This is a genomic window from Acidovorax carolinensis (assembly GCF_002157145.1).
Lineage (GTDB): Bacteria > Pseudomonadota > Gammaproteobacteria > Burkholderiales > Burkholderiaceae_C > Acidovorax > Acidovorax carolinensis.
In genome coordinates this window covers 2,111,455-2,126,088 of record NZ_CP021361.1, presented here as the reverse complement: position 1 = coordinate 2,126,088, position 14,634 = coordinate 2,111,455, and the positions used below count along the sequence as shown (strand labels likewise).

The window sequence follows — 14,634 nt, the reverse complement described above, 5'->3', positions numbered from 1 at the left end:
CCCCAAGGGGGCACATGCCTCCTTTGAGGCGGCTCGGCAGGAGGCATAACATGGCATTGGTAGAAATTCACGTTCCGGACATCGGTGACTTCGACGAAGTCGGCGTGATCGAGTTGCTGGTCAAGCCCGGCGACACGGTGAAGGCCGAGCAATCGCTGATCACGGTGGAGTCGGACAAGGCATCGATGGAGATTCCCTCCAGCCACGCGGGCGTGGTCAAAGAGCTGCGCGTGCAGATTGGCGACAAGGTCAAGCAAGGCTCGGTGGTGCTCACGCTCGAAGTGGCGGGTGCTGTTTCTGAGTCAAATTCAGCGCCAGCCCATGCGCAGCAAACGCAGGCAGCTATTAAAACAGTAGCAACCACGCCGGCGCTCAGCGCCACCGCTGCCGTTGCTGCACCGGCGCCCGCCGCAGCGGCGGCTGTCGGCCCGGTGGAAGTGCGCGTGCCCAACATCGGCGACTTCAAGGATGTGGCCGTCATCGAGGTGCTGGTCAAGCCTGGCGACACCATCGCGCTGGACCAGTCGCTGTTCACCGTCGAGTCCGACAAGGCGTCCATGGAGATCCCTTCGCCCGCAGCTGGCGTGCTGAAGGAACTCAAGGTCAAGATTGGCGACACCGTCAATATTGGTGACCTGGTTGCCGTGCTGGAAAGCACGGCAGCTGCCGCAGCGCCCGCACCCGCTGCGGCAACAGCTGCAGCACCCGCGCCAGCCCCTGTAGTTGCCGCCGCTGCAGCGGCAGCGCCTGTTGCTGCTGTGACATCGGTGGCCGTGCCCGCCCACCAGCCGGGCACGCCCTCGGCGGGTCTGCCCCATGCCTCGCCGTCTGTGCGCAAGTTCGCCCGCGAACTGGGCGTGCCCATCGACGAAGTCAAGGGCACCGGCCCCAAGGGCCGCATCACGCAGGACGACGTGGCTGCCTTCACCAAGCAGGTGATGGCGGGTGCCGTGCAGACCAAGGCCCAGGCCGCCAAGGCGCCTGCAGCGCCTGGCGGCTCCGGCGTGGGCCTCGATCTGCTGCCCTGGCCCAAGGTGGACTTCACCAAGTTCGGCCCGGTGGAGCGCAAGGACCTCTCGCGCATCAAGAAGATCAGCGGCGCCAACCTGCACCGCAACTGGGTCGTCATCCCGCACGTCACCAACCATGACGACGCGGACATCACCGACCTCGAAGCCTTCCGCGTGCAGTTCAACAAGGAAAACGAGAAGAGCGGCGTCAAGGTCACCATGCTCGCCTTCATGATCAAGGCGGCAGTGGCTGCGCTCAAGAAGTTCCCCGAGTTCAACAGCTCGCTCGACGGCGACCAGCTGGTGCTGAAGAACTACTTTCACATCGGCTTTGCGGCCGACACGCCCAACGGCCTCGTTGTGCCCGTCATCCGCGACGCCGACCAAAAGGGCATCGTCCAGATCTCGCAAGAGATGGGCGACCTGGCCAAGAAGGCACGCGACGGCAAACTGGGCCCGGCCGACATGACCGGTGGCTGCTTCTCCATCAGCTCGCTGGGCGGCATTGGCGGGCGTTACTTCACGCCCATCATCAACGCGCCGGAAGTCGCCATCATGGGCGTGTGCAAGAGCAGCATCGAACCCAAGTGGGATGGCAAGCAGTTCGCCCCGCGCCTCATGCTGCCGCTGAGCCTGAGCTGGGACCACCGTGTGATCGACGGCGCATCCGCCGCGCGCTTCAACGTGTACTTTGCCTCGCTGCTGGCGGACTTCCGCCGCATCGTGATGTAACGCGAGGGCAATACCCATGGCAATCATCGACATCAAGGTGCCCGACATTGGCGACTTCGCCGAAGTGGCCATCATCGAAGTGCTGGTCCAACCCGGCGACACCATCAAGGCCGAGCAGAGCCTGATCACCGTGGAGTCCGACAAGGCCTCCATGGAGATCCCCTCCAGCCATGCGGGCGTGGTGAAAGAGCTGAAAGTGAAGCTCGGCGACAAGATCGCCGAAGGCTCGGTGGTGTTGACGCTGGAGGTGCAGGGCGCCGGCGCCGCGGCCCGGCAGCTGCACCGGCCCCTGCAGCCCCCGTGGCTGCAGTATCTGAGCAAAAATCGGCTCCAGCGCTCGAGAAACAAGCGCAAACAGCTATCAATCCAGTAGCGTCGAGTTTTGCGGGCACGGCCGACCTCGAGTGCGACGTGCTCGTGCTCGGCGGCGGCCCCGGCGGCTACAGCGCCGCCTTCCGCGCGGCCGACCTGGGCCTGAAGGTCGTGCTGGTCGAGCGCTACGCTCAGCTCGGCGGCGTGTGCCTGAACGTGGGCTGCATCCCGTCCAAGGCGCTGCTGCATGTGGCGGCGGTCATGGACGAGGTCAGCCACATGGCCGACCTGGGCGTGGACTTCGGCGCACCGGTGGTCAACATCGACAAGCTGCGCGGCCACAAGGAAAAGGTCATCGGCAAACTCACGGGCGGCCTGGCCGCCATGGCCAAGATGCGCAAGGTCACCACCGTGCGCGGCTACGGTGCCTTTGTCGGCGCCAACCACCTGGAGGTGGAAGAGACCACCGGCACCGGCCAGGACAAGACGGGCACCAAGAAGGTCATCGCCTTCCAAAAAGCCATCATCGCCGCAGGCAGCCAGGCCGTGCGCCTGCCCTTCATGCCCGACGATCCGCGCGTGGTCGACTCCACCGGCGCGCTGGCGCTGAAAGAAGTGCCCAAGCGCATGTTGATCCTGGGCGGCGGCATCATCGGCCTGGAAATGGGCACGGTGTATTCCACCCTGGGCGCGCGCCTCGACGTGGTCGAAATGATGGACGGCCTGATGCAGGGCGCTGACCGCGACCTGGTCAAGATCTGGCAGAAGATGAATGCCAAGCGTTTTGACAACATCATGCTCAAGACCAAGACGGTGGGCGCACGCGCTTTGCCTGAGGGCATCGAAGTCACCTTCGCGCCGGCGGAAGAGGGCGGCACCGCCCCGGCGCCCCAGGTCTACGACCTGGTGCTGCAGGCCGTGGGCCGCACCCCCAACGGCAGGAAGATCGCCGCCGACAAGGCCGGCGTGGCCGTCACAGACCGCGGCTTCATCAACGTCGATATCCAGATGCGCACCAACGTGCCGCACATCTTCGCCATCGGCGACATCGTGGGCCAGCCCATGCTGGCGCACAAGGCGGTGCATGAGGCGCATGTGGCGGCCGAAGTGATCGCCGGTGAAATTCAGGGGAATAAGGAGCTGGCCAGCGCCGCCTTCAACGCCCGCGTGATCCCATCGGTGGCCTACACCGACCCCGAAGTGGCCTGGGTCGGCCTCACCGAAGACCAGGCCAAGGCCCAAGGCATCAAGGTCAAGAAGGGCCTGTTCCCGTGGAATGCCTCGGGCCGCGCCATTGCCAACGGCCGCGACGAAGGCGTAACCAAGCTGCTGTTTGACGACAGTCCCGAAGCGCACGGCCACGGCAAGATCCTCGGCGGCGGCATCGTCGGCACCCATGCGGGCGACATGATTGGCGAGATCGCCCTGGCCATCGAGATGGGCGCCGACGCCGTGGACATCGGCAAGACCATCCACCCGCACCCCACGCTGGGCGAAAGCATCGGCATGGCGGCGGAGATTGCACACGGCAGCTGCACCGACGTGCCACCGGCGCGCAAGTAAGAAAAGAAGCACGGCGGGAGCCCGGCACCCAGAAATTGGAGAGCAGCCATGGCAGTCAAGAAGTTTCCCAAGGCCCCCGCGCATCCCGAGCGGGTGTGCTGGGGCTGTAACCTCTACTGCCCCGCCAAGGACATGCGCTGCGGCAATGGCTCCGACCGCACACAACATCCGGCGGAGCTGTTCGGCGACGATTGGGACCAGTGGGGCTTGGACGCTGATGAAAAGACGGTAGATGCCGAGCAACCCCCTGGCCCTGAACGTTCACCCCATCCCTGAACTCGTCTTGGGTGCGCACTAGACGTTGCTGGCCAAGCCCCAGTCATTTCGTTGGCACAAGCCCCAACCACAAAGGCACCGCGCAAGTCCTGTCAGGGTTGTGCGGTTTTTTTGGTGCCAATGTATAAAGCAGGCCATTCGTAGCCCCGGCGATCACGGATTCAGCAGACCAAGCACGGACAATACGGCCTCATCTGACTAGCCGTTCGATTGTTGATAACGCCATTGCTCTCCATGCCTTCATCCACCCCCACATACGCTCCTGCGCTAGGCGCTTCCAGCCTTGCAGTCAAAGAAGAGCAGATCGAATACGGGTTCATTGGCAAGCTCCAGAATCTCAAATACGAATTTCGCCCCGACATTCGCGATCGCGCGTCGCTGGAACGCAATTTCCGCGAGAAGTTCGAGGCCCTGAACCGCGTGCACCTGACCGATGGCGAGTTCACCCGCCTGCTGGACGAAATCGTCACCCCCGACGTATTCACCGCAGCCAAAACGCTGCGCAGCATCAACGCCTTCACCCGCGAAGACGGCACGCCGCTGAACTACACCCTGGTCAACATCAAAGACTGGTGCAAAAACACCTTCGAGGTTATCAACCAGCTGCGCATCAACACCGACTACAGCCACCACCGGTACGACCTGCTTATCCTCATCAACGGCGTGCCGTGCGTGCAGATCGAGCTGAAAACGCTGGGCATCAACCCCCGCCGGGCCATGGAGCAGATCGTTGACTACAAAAACGACCCCGGCAACGGCTACACCAAGACCTTGCTGAGCTTTTTGCAGCTTTTCATCGTCAGCAACCGCACCAACACCTATTACTTCGCCAACAACAACGCGCGGCACTTTGCGTTCAATGCGGACGAGCGGTTTTTGCCCATCTACCAGTTTGCGGACGAGGCCAACCACAAGATCACCCAGCTCGACGAGTTTGCCGAGAAGTTTCTGGGCAAATGCACCCTGGGCCAAACCATCAGCCGCTACATGGTGCTGGTGGCATCAGAGCAAAAGCTGCTGATGATGCGGCCCTACCAGGTCTATGCCGTCAAGCACATCGTCGAGTGCATTCACCAAAACAGCGGCAACGGCTACATCTGGCACACCACGGGCAGCGGCAAAACGCTCACGTCCTTCAAGGCGTCCACGCTGCTCAAAGACAACCCCGACATTGAAAAATGCCTCTTTGTGGTGGACCGCAAAGACCTGGACCGCCAGACCCGCGAAGAATTCAACCGCTTTCAAGAAGGCTGCGTAGAAGAAAACACCAACACCGCCACGCTGGTGCGCCGCCTGCTGTCTAGCGACTACGCCGACAAGGTCATCGTCACCACCATCCAGAAGTTGGGTTTGGCGCTGGATGAAAACAGCAAGCGAAACAAGCAGCAAACGAAAGACGGCAAGGCCACCTACAAAGAGCAACTGGCACCGCTGGCCAACAAGCGCATCGTTTTCATCTTTGACGAATGCCACCGCTCGCAGTTTGGCGACAACCACCAGGCCATCAAAGAGTTCTTCCCCAAGGCGCAACTGTTTGGCTTTACCGGCACGCCCATTTTTGAGGCCAACTCCAGCCGCACGCAGATCGAGGACGAGCAGGCTTCCATGAAAACCACGGAAGACCTGTTCCAAAAACAACTGCACGCCTACACCATCACCCACGCCATTGAAGACGCCAACGTGCTGCGCTTTCATGTGGACTACTACAAGCCCGAGGGTAAAAACCCGCCCAAACCCGGCGAGGCCCTGGCCAAAAGGGCCGTGATCGAAGCAATACTCGCCAAGCACGACACGGCCACCGCCAGCCGCCGCTTCAACGCCGTGCTGGCCACCGCCAGCATCAACGACGCCATTGAATACCACCGCCTGTTTGACGAGCTGCAACAGGCCAGGCAGGCCGCAGACCCCGCCTTTGTGCCCCTCAACATCGCCTGCGTGTTCTCGCCACCGGCCGAGGGCGATGCCGATGTACGGCAAATCCAGGAAGACCTGCCGCAGGAAAAAGAAGACAACCAGGTAGACCCAGAGGGAAAAAAAGCCGCCCTCAAAGCCATCCTGGCCCGCTACAACGCCCGCTACGGCACCAACCACAGCATCAGCGAGTTCGACCTGTATTACCAGGACGTACAAAAGCGCATCAAAGACCAGCAATGGCCCAATGCCGACTACCCGGCAGCCAAAAAGATCGACATCACCATCGTGGTGGACATGCTGCTCACCGGGTTTGACAGCAAATACCTCAACACCCTGTACGTGGACAAAAACCTCAAGCACCACGGCTTGATCCAGGCGTTTTCGCGCACCAACCGCGTGCTCAACGGCACCAAGCCTTACGGCAACATCCTCGACTTTCGCCAGCAGCAGGCCAATGTCGATGCCGCCATTGCCCTGTTCTCGGGCGAAAAAACGGGCGACCAAGCGCGAGAGATCTGGCTGGTAGACAAAGCCCCGGTGGTCATCCAAAAGCTCGACGCCGCCGTGCAAAAACTGGCCGAATTCATGCAAAGCCAGGGCCTGGCCTGCACGCCCGAGGCCGTGCACAGCCTGAAGGGAGACGACGCCCGCGCCGCCTTTATCCAGAACTTCAAAGAAGTGCAGCGCCTGAAAACCCAGCTGGACCAATACACCGACCTGACCGCAGACAACGCCACAGCCATCGACCACATCCTGCCCGCCGAGCAACTGCAAGCCTTTCGCGGTGCCTACCTCGAAACCGCCCAGTTTCTAAAGCAGCAACAAGCCCAGTACGACCAAAGCGGCAAGGCGCAGGGTGGTGCAACCGATGCGGTGGATCAGCTCGACTTTGAGTTTGTGCTGTTTGCCAGCAGCGTGATCGACTACGACTACATCATGGGCCTCATGTCCCGCTTTTCGCAGCAAGGGCTGCAGGGCGGCGGCAAGCAGAAGATGACCAAAGACGAGCTGCTGGGCTTGATCTTGTCCGACGCCAAATTCATGAACGAGCGCGACGACATCGCTGCCTACATCCACACCCTGAAGGCCGGCGAGGGCCTGAGCGAGGCCGCCATCCGCGAGGGCTACACCCAGTTCAAGAAGGAAAAAGACAGCGCCGAGCTGAGTTCAATAGCCACCCGCCACCAACTGGCCCCCGCCGCGCTGCAAACCTTTGTGGACGGCATCTTGCAGCGCATGATTTTTGATGGCGAGGCGCTGAGCGATTTGATGGCCCCGCTGGATTTGGGCTGGAAGGCACGGGCGCAGGCGGAAACGGCGCTGATGAAAGAGTTGCTGCCATTGCTGCAAAAGCGAGCGCAGGGACGGGATATTTCGGGGTTGAGTGCGTATGAGTAATACGGATAAGTCGGCGCTGGTGCCTAAACTGCGGTTTCCTGGGTTTCAAGGGGCTGAGCCTTGGAGGCCGGTTGCGTTGGGCGAGGCATCTACCCCGGTGACTGAGCGGGTTGGTGAACGGAAGCTAATTCCCGTGAGCATTTCTGCTGGGATCGGGTTTGTCCCCCAGGCTGAAAAATTTGGAAGGGATATTTCTGGTAATCAATATCAGCTCTACACGTTGGTAAAAGATGGGGACTTTGTTTACAACAAGGGCAACTCTCTCAAATTCCCCGAAGGCTGCATCTATCTTTTGCAGGACTGGGGGCAAGTTGCTGCGCCAAATGTTTTCATTTGCTTTCGCCTCAAATATGGATATTCAAATGGCTTTTTTCAGAACTGCTTTGAAGCAAATTTTCATGGGAAGCAGCTAAAAAGGCACATCACGAGCGGCGCACGAAGTAACGGTCTACTGAATATTAGCAAGGATGCATTTTTTGGGGTCCAAATTCCCACTCCAACTTTACAAGAACAACAAGAAATCGCCGATTGCCTGAGTTCCTTGGACGAACTGATCGCCGCGCAAGTGCGCAAAGTGGATGCGCTCAAGACCCATAAAAAAGGGCTGATGCAGCAGCTTTTCCCCCGCGAAGGCGAAACCCAACCGCGTCTGCGGTTTCCTGAGTTTCGGGGCGCGGGGGATTGGGTGCCAACAACAATCGGTGCTATTGGAAGTTTTTACTACGGGAAAAGTGCCCCCAAATGGTCATTAGAGGAAAGTGCTGCGACCCCATGTGTGCGATATGGCGAGCTCTATACGAAATTCGGAGCTGTAATCACTGAAACTTATTCAAAAACAAATATAGATCCGAAAAATTTACGTTTTAGTAAAGGTGGCGAAATTCTTGTGCCACGCGTGGGCGAAAAGCCAGAGGATTTTGGGAAAAACTGTAGTTATCTTCCAATCAAAAATATTGCTATTGGTGAAATGATTAGTGTGTTTGAAACGAAGCAAAACCCATTATTCTTCACCCACTACTTTAGAAATATGTATAGACAGTTTGCAGCTGTAGTCGAGGGGCAAAACGTAAAGAATTTGTATTACACGGAACTGGAGCCTCTCGCGATATCTCACCCAATTCTCGATGAGCAACAACGCATCGCCGACTGCCTCACCTCCCTCGACACCCTCATCACCGCCGCCACCCAAGAACTCGAAACCCTCAAGATCCACAAGAAAGGGCTGATGCAGCAGCTCTTCCCTTCGGCGCAGGCGGTGGAGGTATGAGCGGCCTGATTCTGTACACCACCGACGACGGCAAGAGCCAGATTCAACTGCGCGCCAAAGACCAAACCGTCTGGCTCTCTCAGCGGGAAATGGCCGAGTTGTTCGATGTCAGTACGGACAACGTCGGGCTGCACCTCAAGAACATTTATGAAGATGGCGAACTGAGCCGGGGGGCAACTGCCGAGGAATCCTCGGTAGTTCAAACCGAGGGCACGCGCCAGGTGCAGCGCCCCGTCACGCTCTACAACCTCGACGCCATACTGGCCGTGGGCTACCGCGTGCGCTCGCCGCGTGGTGTGCAATTTCGCCGCTGGGCGTCTACGGTGCTTAAGGAGTACCTGGTCAAGGGCTTTGTGATGGACGACGAGCGGCTTAAGAACCCGGATGGCCGCCCGGACTACTTTGACGAGATGCTGGCGCGCATCCGGGACATTCGGGCCTCGGAAAAGCGCTTTTATCAAAAGGTGCGCGACCTGTTTGCCCTGGCGGCGGACTACGACAAGACGGATGAGGCCACGCAGACCTTTTTTGCCACGGTGCAGAACCTGCTGCTGTATGCGGTGACGCAAAAGACGGCGGCAGAACTCATCGTGAGCCGCGCCAACCCAGCCGACCCGCACTTCGGCCTGCTGACCTGGAAGGGCACCCAGGTGCGCAAGCAGGACATTTTGGTGGCCAAGAACTACCTGACCGAAGACGAAGTGGACACACTGAACCGGCTGGTGGTGATCTTCTTGGAAACCGCCGAGCTGCGCGCCAAACGGCAAACCGTGACCAGCATGGGCTTTTGGCGCGAGAACGTGGGGCAGATCATTGTGTCCAACGGGTTCCAGCTGCTCAGCGGGGCTGGCACCGTCAGCCACGCCCGCATGGAGCAAAAGCTGGAGCCGCTGTATCTGGACTTTGACCTACGCCGCAAGGCTGAAGAAGCTCGTGCCGCGGATGCTCAGGATGAAGCTGAACTCAAGGCGCTGGAAAACACCCTCAAGAATCGCACTAAACCATGACGCTTCACACCCGATCAACTTCTAACGCAAAGGTCACACCATGGTCTTAGGCAACAAACTGCAGCTGACAAGCCAGGTTGAACTCAACCGGGCAGAAGAAAAACTGAGCAAGCAAAAGGCCAAGCAGTTGTTTGAAAGCGGTGACATCGACCACGTGGAAGTGGGCACCTTCGCCGGGTTGGCCTATATCCATGCGTATCTGTTTGGTGAGGTGTATGCGTTTGCGGGCAAGTGCGTGACGTGAATTTGGCAAAGGGCAATTTTCGGTTTGCTCCGGTCATGTATTTGCAGCAGGCGCTGGCGCATATCAGCGCCATGCCGCAGCTGAATTTTGATCAGATCATTGAAAAATACGTGGAAATGAATGTGGCCCATCCCTTCAGAGAGGGCAACGGACGCGCAACGCGCATCTGGCTGGACTTGATACTGAAAAAGGAGCTCCAGCAGGTCATTGACTGGAACGCAGTGGACAAGGCGGAGTATTTGTCGGCTATGGAGCGCAGCGTAGTGAAAGACCTGGAGATCAAACACCTGCTCAAAAATGCCTTGACCGACAAGATCAATGACCGCGAGCTGTACATGAAGGGCATCGACGTGAGTTATTACTACGAAGGCTACAGCGAATACAGGGTTGAAGACTTGTAAACCATGACCGAACAAAACCAAATACAACTGGGCAAGACCCTGTGGGCCATTGCCGACCAACTGCGCGGTGCGATGGATGCGGATGATTTCCGCGACTACATGCTGTCGTTTCTGTTTCTGCGCTATCTGTCAGACAACTACGAAACTGCCGCCAAAAAAGAACTGGGCAGCGACTACCCCAAGCTGGCAGAAGATGACGGCAGGGTGCCCCTGGCCGTTTGGTATGCCGACAACGCAGCCGATGTGCCCGCGTTTGAAAAACAGATGCGCCGCAAGGTGCACTACGTGATCGAGCCGCAGCACCTGTGGAGCAGTATTGCGCACATGGCGCGCACGCAGCACGCGGGCTTGCTCAACACACTGCAAGAGGGCTTCAAATACATCGAAACCGAGTCTTTTCAGAGCACGTTTGGCGGGTTGTTTTCTGAAATTGACCTGGGCTCGCCCAAGCTAGGCAAGACCTACACCGAGCGCAATGCGAAGCTGTGCGTGGTGATCCAGAAGATTGCGGAAGGATTGGCAGACTTTTCAACCAACGTGGATGCGCTGGGCGATGCGTATGAGTACTTGATTGGCCAGTTTGCGGCAGGCTCGGGCAAGAAGGCGGGCGAGTTTTATACGCCGCAGCAAATTTCGGACATCCTCTCTACCATCGTGACGCTGGACAGCCAGGAGCCCAAAACCGGCGTGAAGCAGCGCCTGGACAGCGTGATGGACTTTGCCTGTGGGTCGGGCTCGCTGCTTTTGAACGTGCGCAAGCGCATGGGGCCGCATGGCATTGGCAAGATTTACGGGCAAGAGAAGAACATCACCACCTACAACCTGGCGCGCATGAACATGCTGCTGCATGGGGTGAAAGACACGGAGTTTGAAATCTTCCACGGCGACACGCTGGCCAACGACTGGGACATGCTGCGCGAGCTGAACCCGGCCAAGAAGCCCACGTTCGATGCCATCGTGGCCAACCCGCCGTTCAGCTACCGCTGGGAGCCCAACGAGGCGATGGCGGACGATGTGCGCTTTAAAAGCCACGGCCTGGCACCCAAGTCCGCCGCTGACTTTGCCTTTTTGCTGCACGGCTTTCACTTCCTGAAGGACGAGGGTGTGATGGCCATCATCCTGCCGCACGGGGTGCTGTTCCGCGGCGGTGCGGAGGAGCGCATTCGCAAGAAGCTATTGCTGGACGGCCACATCGACACGGTGATTGGCTTGCCGTCCAACCTGTTCTATTCCACGGGCATCCCGGTGTGCATCCTGGTGCTGAAAAAGTGCAAGAAGCCGGACGACGTGTTGTTCATCAATGCGGCTGAACACTTTGCCAAAGGCAAGCGCCAGAACCAGCTGACGGATGAGCACATTGCCAAGATCATCAAAACCTATCAGTTCCGCGATGAAGAGGCGCGCTATTCGCGGCGCGTGGAGATGGCAGAGATCGAGAAGAACGATTTCAACCTGAATATTTCGCGCTACATCAGCACGGCGGTGGGTGAGGCGGAGATTGACCTGTCGGCCACGCATGGTGGACTGGTCGAGATTGAGAAAGCCATTGCGGCGGCCAAGCACAAACACAACGATTTTCTGAAAGACCTGGGCTTGAGCCCGTTGCCATGAGTGGGTGCCATGGCCGCGGGCGGCATGGACACCGTGCCGCACTGCGGCGCCATCATTACCCAGCTGGCAATCTGCAAGCATAGCCATCGGCAGCCGTAGGCCGACATCGCCGCTGTGACGATGCTGTTCCCGCTGCCCACGCTCTGCCTGCCGCAAGGACGCTGCGGATTCCGACGGAGGGCGGGACGAGAAGCCACTTGAACAGGGCCTGGCAGGGGGCGGAAAGCTTCCATATCAATAGCTACCAGCGCTTATCCGGTAAGCGCTGGAGCCCTGAAACACTCAATAAATCTATGCAAGACCTGCTCGACGCCATCGCTCAGATGCCCCTGCCCACCGACGCCCAGCGCATCTTCCACGGGCGGGGCGGGCGCTTTCCTGGCTGCGAGCAGTGGACGCTCGATGCCTACCCGCCGGTCTTCGTGCTCACCAGCTTTTTGCCCGCCGGCGACGAGACCGAGGCGCAACTGGCTACCATCGGCGCCGCGCTGGCCCGGCGATGGGAGGCCCTGGCGCCCGGGCAGCCGCTGAACTGGGTGTTTCAGTGCCGCAATGAGGCGCTGCGCACCCAGAGCCGCACCGAAACGCGCTTGATGGCCGGCAGCGTGCCCGACCCGCATGGGGTGACCGAGCAGGGCGCCCGGTTCAAGGTGCATGTGCTGCGCGGCCAGAACCATGGCCTGTTCCTCGACATGGCCCAAGGCCGCCGCTGGGTGCGCGACTATGCCGCCGCGCGCAGTGCCGACCGCTATGGCCTCAAGGTGCTGAACCTGTTTGCCTACACCTGCGCGTTTTCGGTGGTGGCGCTGCAGGCGGGCGCCAAGCAGGTGGTCAACGTGGACATGAGCCACGGCGCCATCGCCATCGGGCAGCAGAACCACCAGCTCAACGGCATCACCACCGGTGCCAGTTTTCTGGCGCACGACATCTTCAGCAGCTGGGGCAAGATCACGCGCAGCGGCCCCTATGGCCTGGTCATCGTGGACCCGCCCAGCTACCAGAAGGGCAGCTTTGTGGCCACCAAGGACTACGCCCGCCTCATGCGCCGCCTGCCCGATTTGCTGGCACCGGGCGGTCACGCGCTGCTGTGCCTGAACGCACCCGAGCTGGGCGTGGATTTTTTGCAAAGCCAGATGCAGGAACTCGCGCCCGAGCTGAAGTTTGTCGAGCGCGTGGCCAACCCGGCCGTGTTTGCCGATGTGGACGAGGGCAGGGCACTGAAGGTGCTGGTGTACCAGGCGCCCGAGCTGCCCGGCCAAGGCGGGTGAAGGACGCACGACCCGACAGCAGTGCGCACCGCTTCGCGGGTTGCTTTTAATTGGATAGCTGCAAGCGTTTATCCAACGGGCGTTACGGGCCGAAAACGCTCAAAACGCAGGTTTCTCACATGCCCGATGGGAGCGCGGATGACGGACGGTCCATCCTCCGCCCCTGTCCGCCACCGCGCTGAAACTGCCCGACCTACGACGTGCTGCTGGCCGCAGGTGTCTCATCGGCCAGGCTGTGCGCACCCAACCCGAGTGCCATGGCGCCGCCGCTACCACCGCAGCCCGCTCCACCCGCACCGGCACCCCCACCGCCAGCGCGCCCGCCCGCGGCATCTGCACCGCGCTCAGCGCCGCCCCGTCGGCCCGATGCGCCGCTGCCACCTCCGCCACCGGGTCGCAGTGGGCCCTGTTGGGGGATTACCAGGCTGGTCGGGATGGGCTCCAGATCCAGCGCGGCGCGGATGAACTGCCGCAGGGACACCACCAGCTGCGCCACTTCCACGCTGCGCCCGGCCACCATATCGTTGGCAGCGGTGGCGGCCAGTTGCACTTGTTCTTCGGTGCCGAGAAGGATCACATCCGACAGGGCGGCCTCCACCGCGTCGCGGATGCGCCGCTGGCGGGCGGAGCTGCCGCTGGGGGATGGCGCATCGGGCTCGGTATCGGACAGCGCCGTGGCCGCCACAGAGACTTCGTCGGCGCCATCCGGCCCGAGCGCCGAGCCAGGCCCCGAAGGAACCATGGTGCTCAGGTCGCGCGCATCACGCACATCGCGCCGGTGCGCCGGGTTCACCTGCAGCTCTCCGGTGAACGATCCGCCCAGCGTCTTGTAGGCGGCGATCAAGGTCTTCAGGCGTTCGTTGATCTGGCGGTTTTCGCGCTCGCGGCGGCGTTGCATGGTCTGCATGAAGATCAGCCGGATACCCACCATGAGCAGCGAGGCAATCAGCAGCCCCATCACCGTGGAGAGCAGGGCTGGCCAGGAGCTGAAGTCAAGCATGTTGCGCATGGCAGTGAGCGGGCAGGGGTGCCGCGGGCATGGTGGTCAGCAGGCCATCATAGGTGCGCGGGCCCAGGCTGGCACTAGGCGCAGGGCGCCGATGTCTGGTGGGTCAAGCGGTTGCGGAACCCGGGTTTCAGCCTTCCCCGAGCAGCGCCACGATGCGATGCCAGTGCGCGGCGTCCACCGGCGTGATGGAGAGGCGGCTGCCTTTTTGCAGCACGCGCATGTCGGCCAGTTCCAGGTGGCTGCGCAGTTCGGGCAGGGGCAGCAGCCGCGTTTTGCGCAGGGCCTGCACATCCAGCAGCAACCAGCGGGGCTGCTCGGGCGGTGATTTGGGGTCGTGGTGGGGCGACGCGGGGTCGAACTGCGTGGGGTCGGGGCGCGTACCGCTGGCCACCCGCGCGATGCCGGCGATGCCGGGTTCTGCGCAACTGGAGTGGTAGAACAGCACGCCATCGCCCACCTGCATGTCGTCGCGCATGAAGTTGCGCGCCTGGTAGTTGCGAACGCCGGTCCAGGACACCGTGGCGCCGGGGGCGGCCAGGGCATCGTCGATGGAGCATTCGTCCGGCTCGGACTTCATGAGCCAGTAGCGGGGCGCGCGGGCAGGGGCTGTGGGCGGCGGCAT

The 14,634-nt window shown here is 60.8% G+C and carries 11 protein-coding genes and 1 pseudogene; 10 read left to right on the top strand and 2 right to left on the bottom strand.

The annotated features are described in order from the left end of the window. Positions 1-50 precede the first annotated feature (50 nt). From aceF to CBP34_RS09815, 10 genes and pseudogenes are all read left to right on the top strand, one after another. A complete protein-coding gene (gene aceF, locus CBP34_RS09855) occupies positions 51-1,742 on the top strand; it encodes a dihydrolipoyllysine-residue acetyltransferase (protein ID WP_094097925.1) in 1,692 nt (563 codons plus the stop codon). A gap of 16 nt (positions 1,743-1,758) precedes the next feature. Further along, positions 1,759-3,617: pseudogene (gene lpdA, locus CBP34_RS09850) on the top strand (dihydrolipoyl dehydrogenase). A 48-nt stretch (positions 3,618-3,665) separates the two neighbouring features. Next, the gene (locus CBP34_RS09845) at positions 3,666-3,893 is read left to right on the top strand and encodes a DUF3079 domain-containing protein (RefSeq protein WP_086912438.1); all 228 of its coding nucleotides are present in this window, start codon (positions 3,666-3,668) and stop codon (positions 3,891-3,893) included. A 234-nt stretch (positions 3,894-4,127) separates the two neighbouring features. Next, a complete protein-coding gene (locus CBP34_RS09840; protein WP_094097924.1) occupies positions 4,128-7,205 on the top strand; it encodes a type I restriction endonuclease subunit R in 3,078 nt (1,025 codons plus the stop codon). 133 nt (positions 7,206-7,338) lie between these two features. Further along, positions 7,339-8,472, top strand: a complete 1,134-nt coding sequence (locus CBP34_RS09835; protein ID WP_236748396.1) for a restriction endonuclease subunit S — start codon at positions 7,339-7,341, stop codon at positions 8,470-8,472. Then, positions 8,469-9,479, top strand: coding sequence for a virulence RhuM family protein (locus CBP34_RS09830; RefSeq protein WP_094097922.1), 1,011 nt, complete (start codon positions 8,469-8,471; stop codon positions 9,477-9,479). Before CBP34_RS09835 ends, CBP34_RS09830 begins: the two co-directional genes overlap by 4 nt. Before the next feature lie 40 nt (positions 9,480-9,519). Beyond that, entirely contained in the window at positions 9,520-9,723 is a 204-nt protein-coding gene (locus CBP34_RS20480; protein WP_472231554.1) for a hypothetical protein, read from the top strand. After that, positions 9,720-10,124: a protein adenylyltransferase Fic gene (gene fic, locus CBP34_RS09825; protein WP_472231553.1), complete on the top strand. Its 405-nt coding sequence runs from the start codon at positions 9,720-9,722 to the stop codon at positions 10,122-10,124. The genes CBP34_RS20480 and fic overlap by 4 nt, the downstream gene beginning before the upstream one ends. A 3-nt stretch (positions 10,125-10,127) precedes the next feature. Beyond that, positions 10,128-11,735 carry a type I restriction-modification system subunit M gene (locus CBP34_RS09820; RefSeq protein WP_094097921.1) on the top strand — a complete coding sequence of 536 codons (1,608 nt, stop codon included), beginning with the start codon at positions 10,128-10,130 and terminating at the stop codon, positions 11,733-11,735. A 293-nt stretch (positions 11,736-12,028) separates the two neighbouring features. Next, positions 12,029-13,003, top strand: coding sequence for a class I SAM-dependent methyltransferase (locus tag CBP34_RS09815; RefSeq protein ID WP_094097920.1), 975 nt, complete (start codon positions 12,029-12,031; stop codon positions 13,001-13,003). 193 nt (positions 13,004-13,196) lie between these two features. Here the strand turns inward: CBP34_RS09815 and CBP34_RS09810 are convergent, their stop codons facing one another. Together CBP34_RS09810 and CBP34_RS09805 are read right to left on the bottom strand one after the other, a co-directional pair. Continuing rightward, a complete protein-coding gene (locus CBP34_RS09810; RefSeq protein ID WP_094097919.1) occupies positions 13,197-14,012 on the bottom strand; it encodes a hypothetical protein in 816 nt (271 codons plus the stop codon). Between the two features lie 127 nt (positions 14,013-14,139). Continuing rightward, positions 14,140-14,634 (bottom strand): EVE domain-containing protein, encoded by a 495-nt coding sequence (locus CBP34_RS09805; RefSeq protein ID WP_094099126.1) that lies wholly within the window; start codon positions 14,632-14,634, stop codon positions 14,140-14,142.

Coding starts and splice junctions, on each gene's coding strand:
- aceF (WP_094097925.1), top strand. CDS start 51: ATGGCATTGGTAGAAATTCACGTTCCGGACATCGGTGACTTCGACGAA.
- CBP34_RS09845 (WP_086912438.1), top strand. CDS start 3,666: ATGGCAGTCAAGAAGTTTCCCAAGGCCCCCGCGCATCCCGAGCGGGTG.
- CBP34_RS09840 (WP_094097924.1), top strand. CDS start 4,128: ATGCCTTCATCCACCCCCACATACGCTCCTGCGCTAGGCGCTTCCAGC.
- CBP34_RS09830 (WP_094097922.1), top strand. CDS start 8,469: ATGAGCGGCCTGATTCTGTACACCACCGACGACGGCAAGAGCCAGATT.
- CBP34_RS20480 (WP_472231554.1), top strand. CDS start 9,520: ATGGTCTTAGGCAACAAACTGCAGCTGACAAGCCAGGTTGAACTCAAC.
- CBP34_RS09820 (WP_094097921.1), top strand. CDS start 10,128: ATGACCGAACAAAACCAAATACAACTGGGCAAGACCCTGTGGGCCATT.
- CBP34_RS09815 (WP_094097920.1), top strand. CDS start 12,029: ATGCAAGACCTGCTCGACGCCATCGCTCAGATGCCCCTGCCCACCGAC.
- CBP34_RS09810 (WP_094097919.1), bottom strand. CDS start 14,012: ATGCGCAACATGCTTGACTTCAGCTCCTGGCCAGCCCTGCTCTCCACG.
- CBP34_RS09805 (WP_094099126.1), bottom strand. CDS start 14,634: ATGCCGCCGCCCACAGCCCCTGCCCGCGCGCCCCGCTACTGGCTCATG.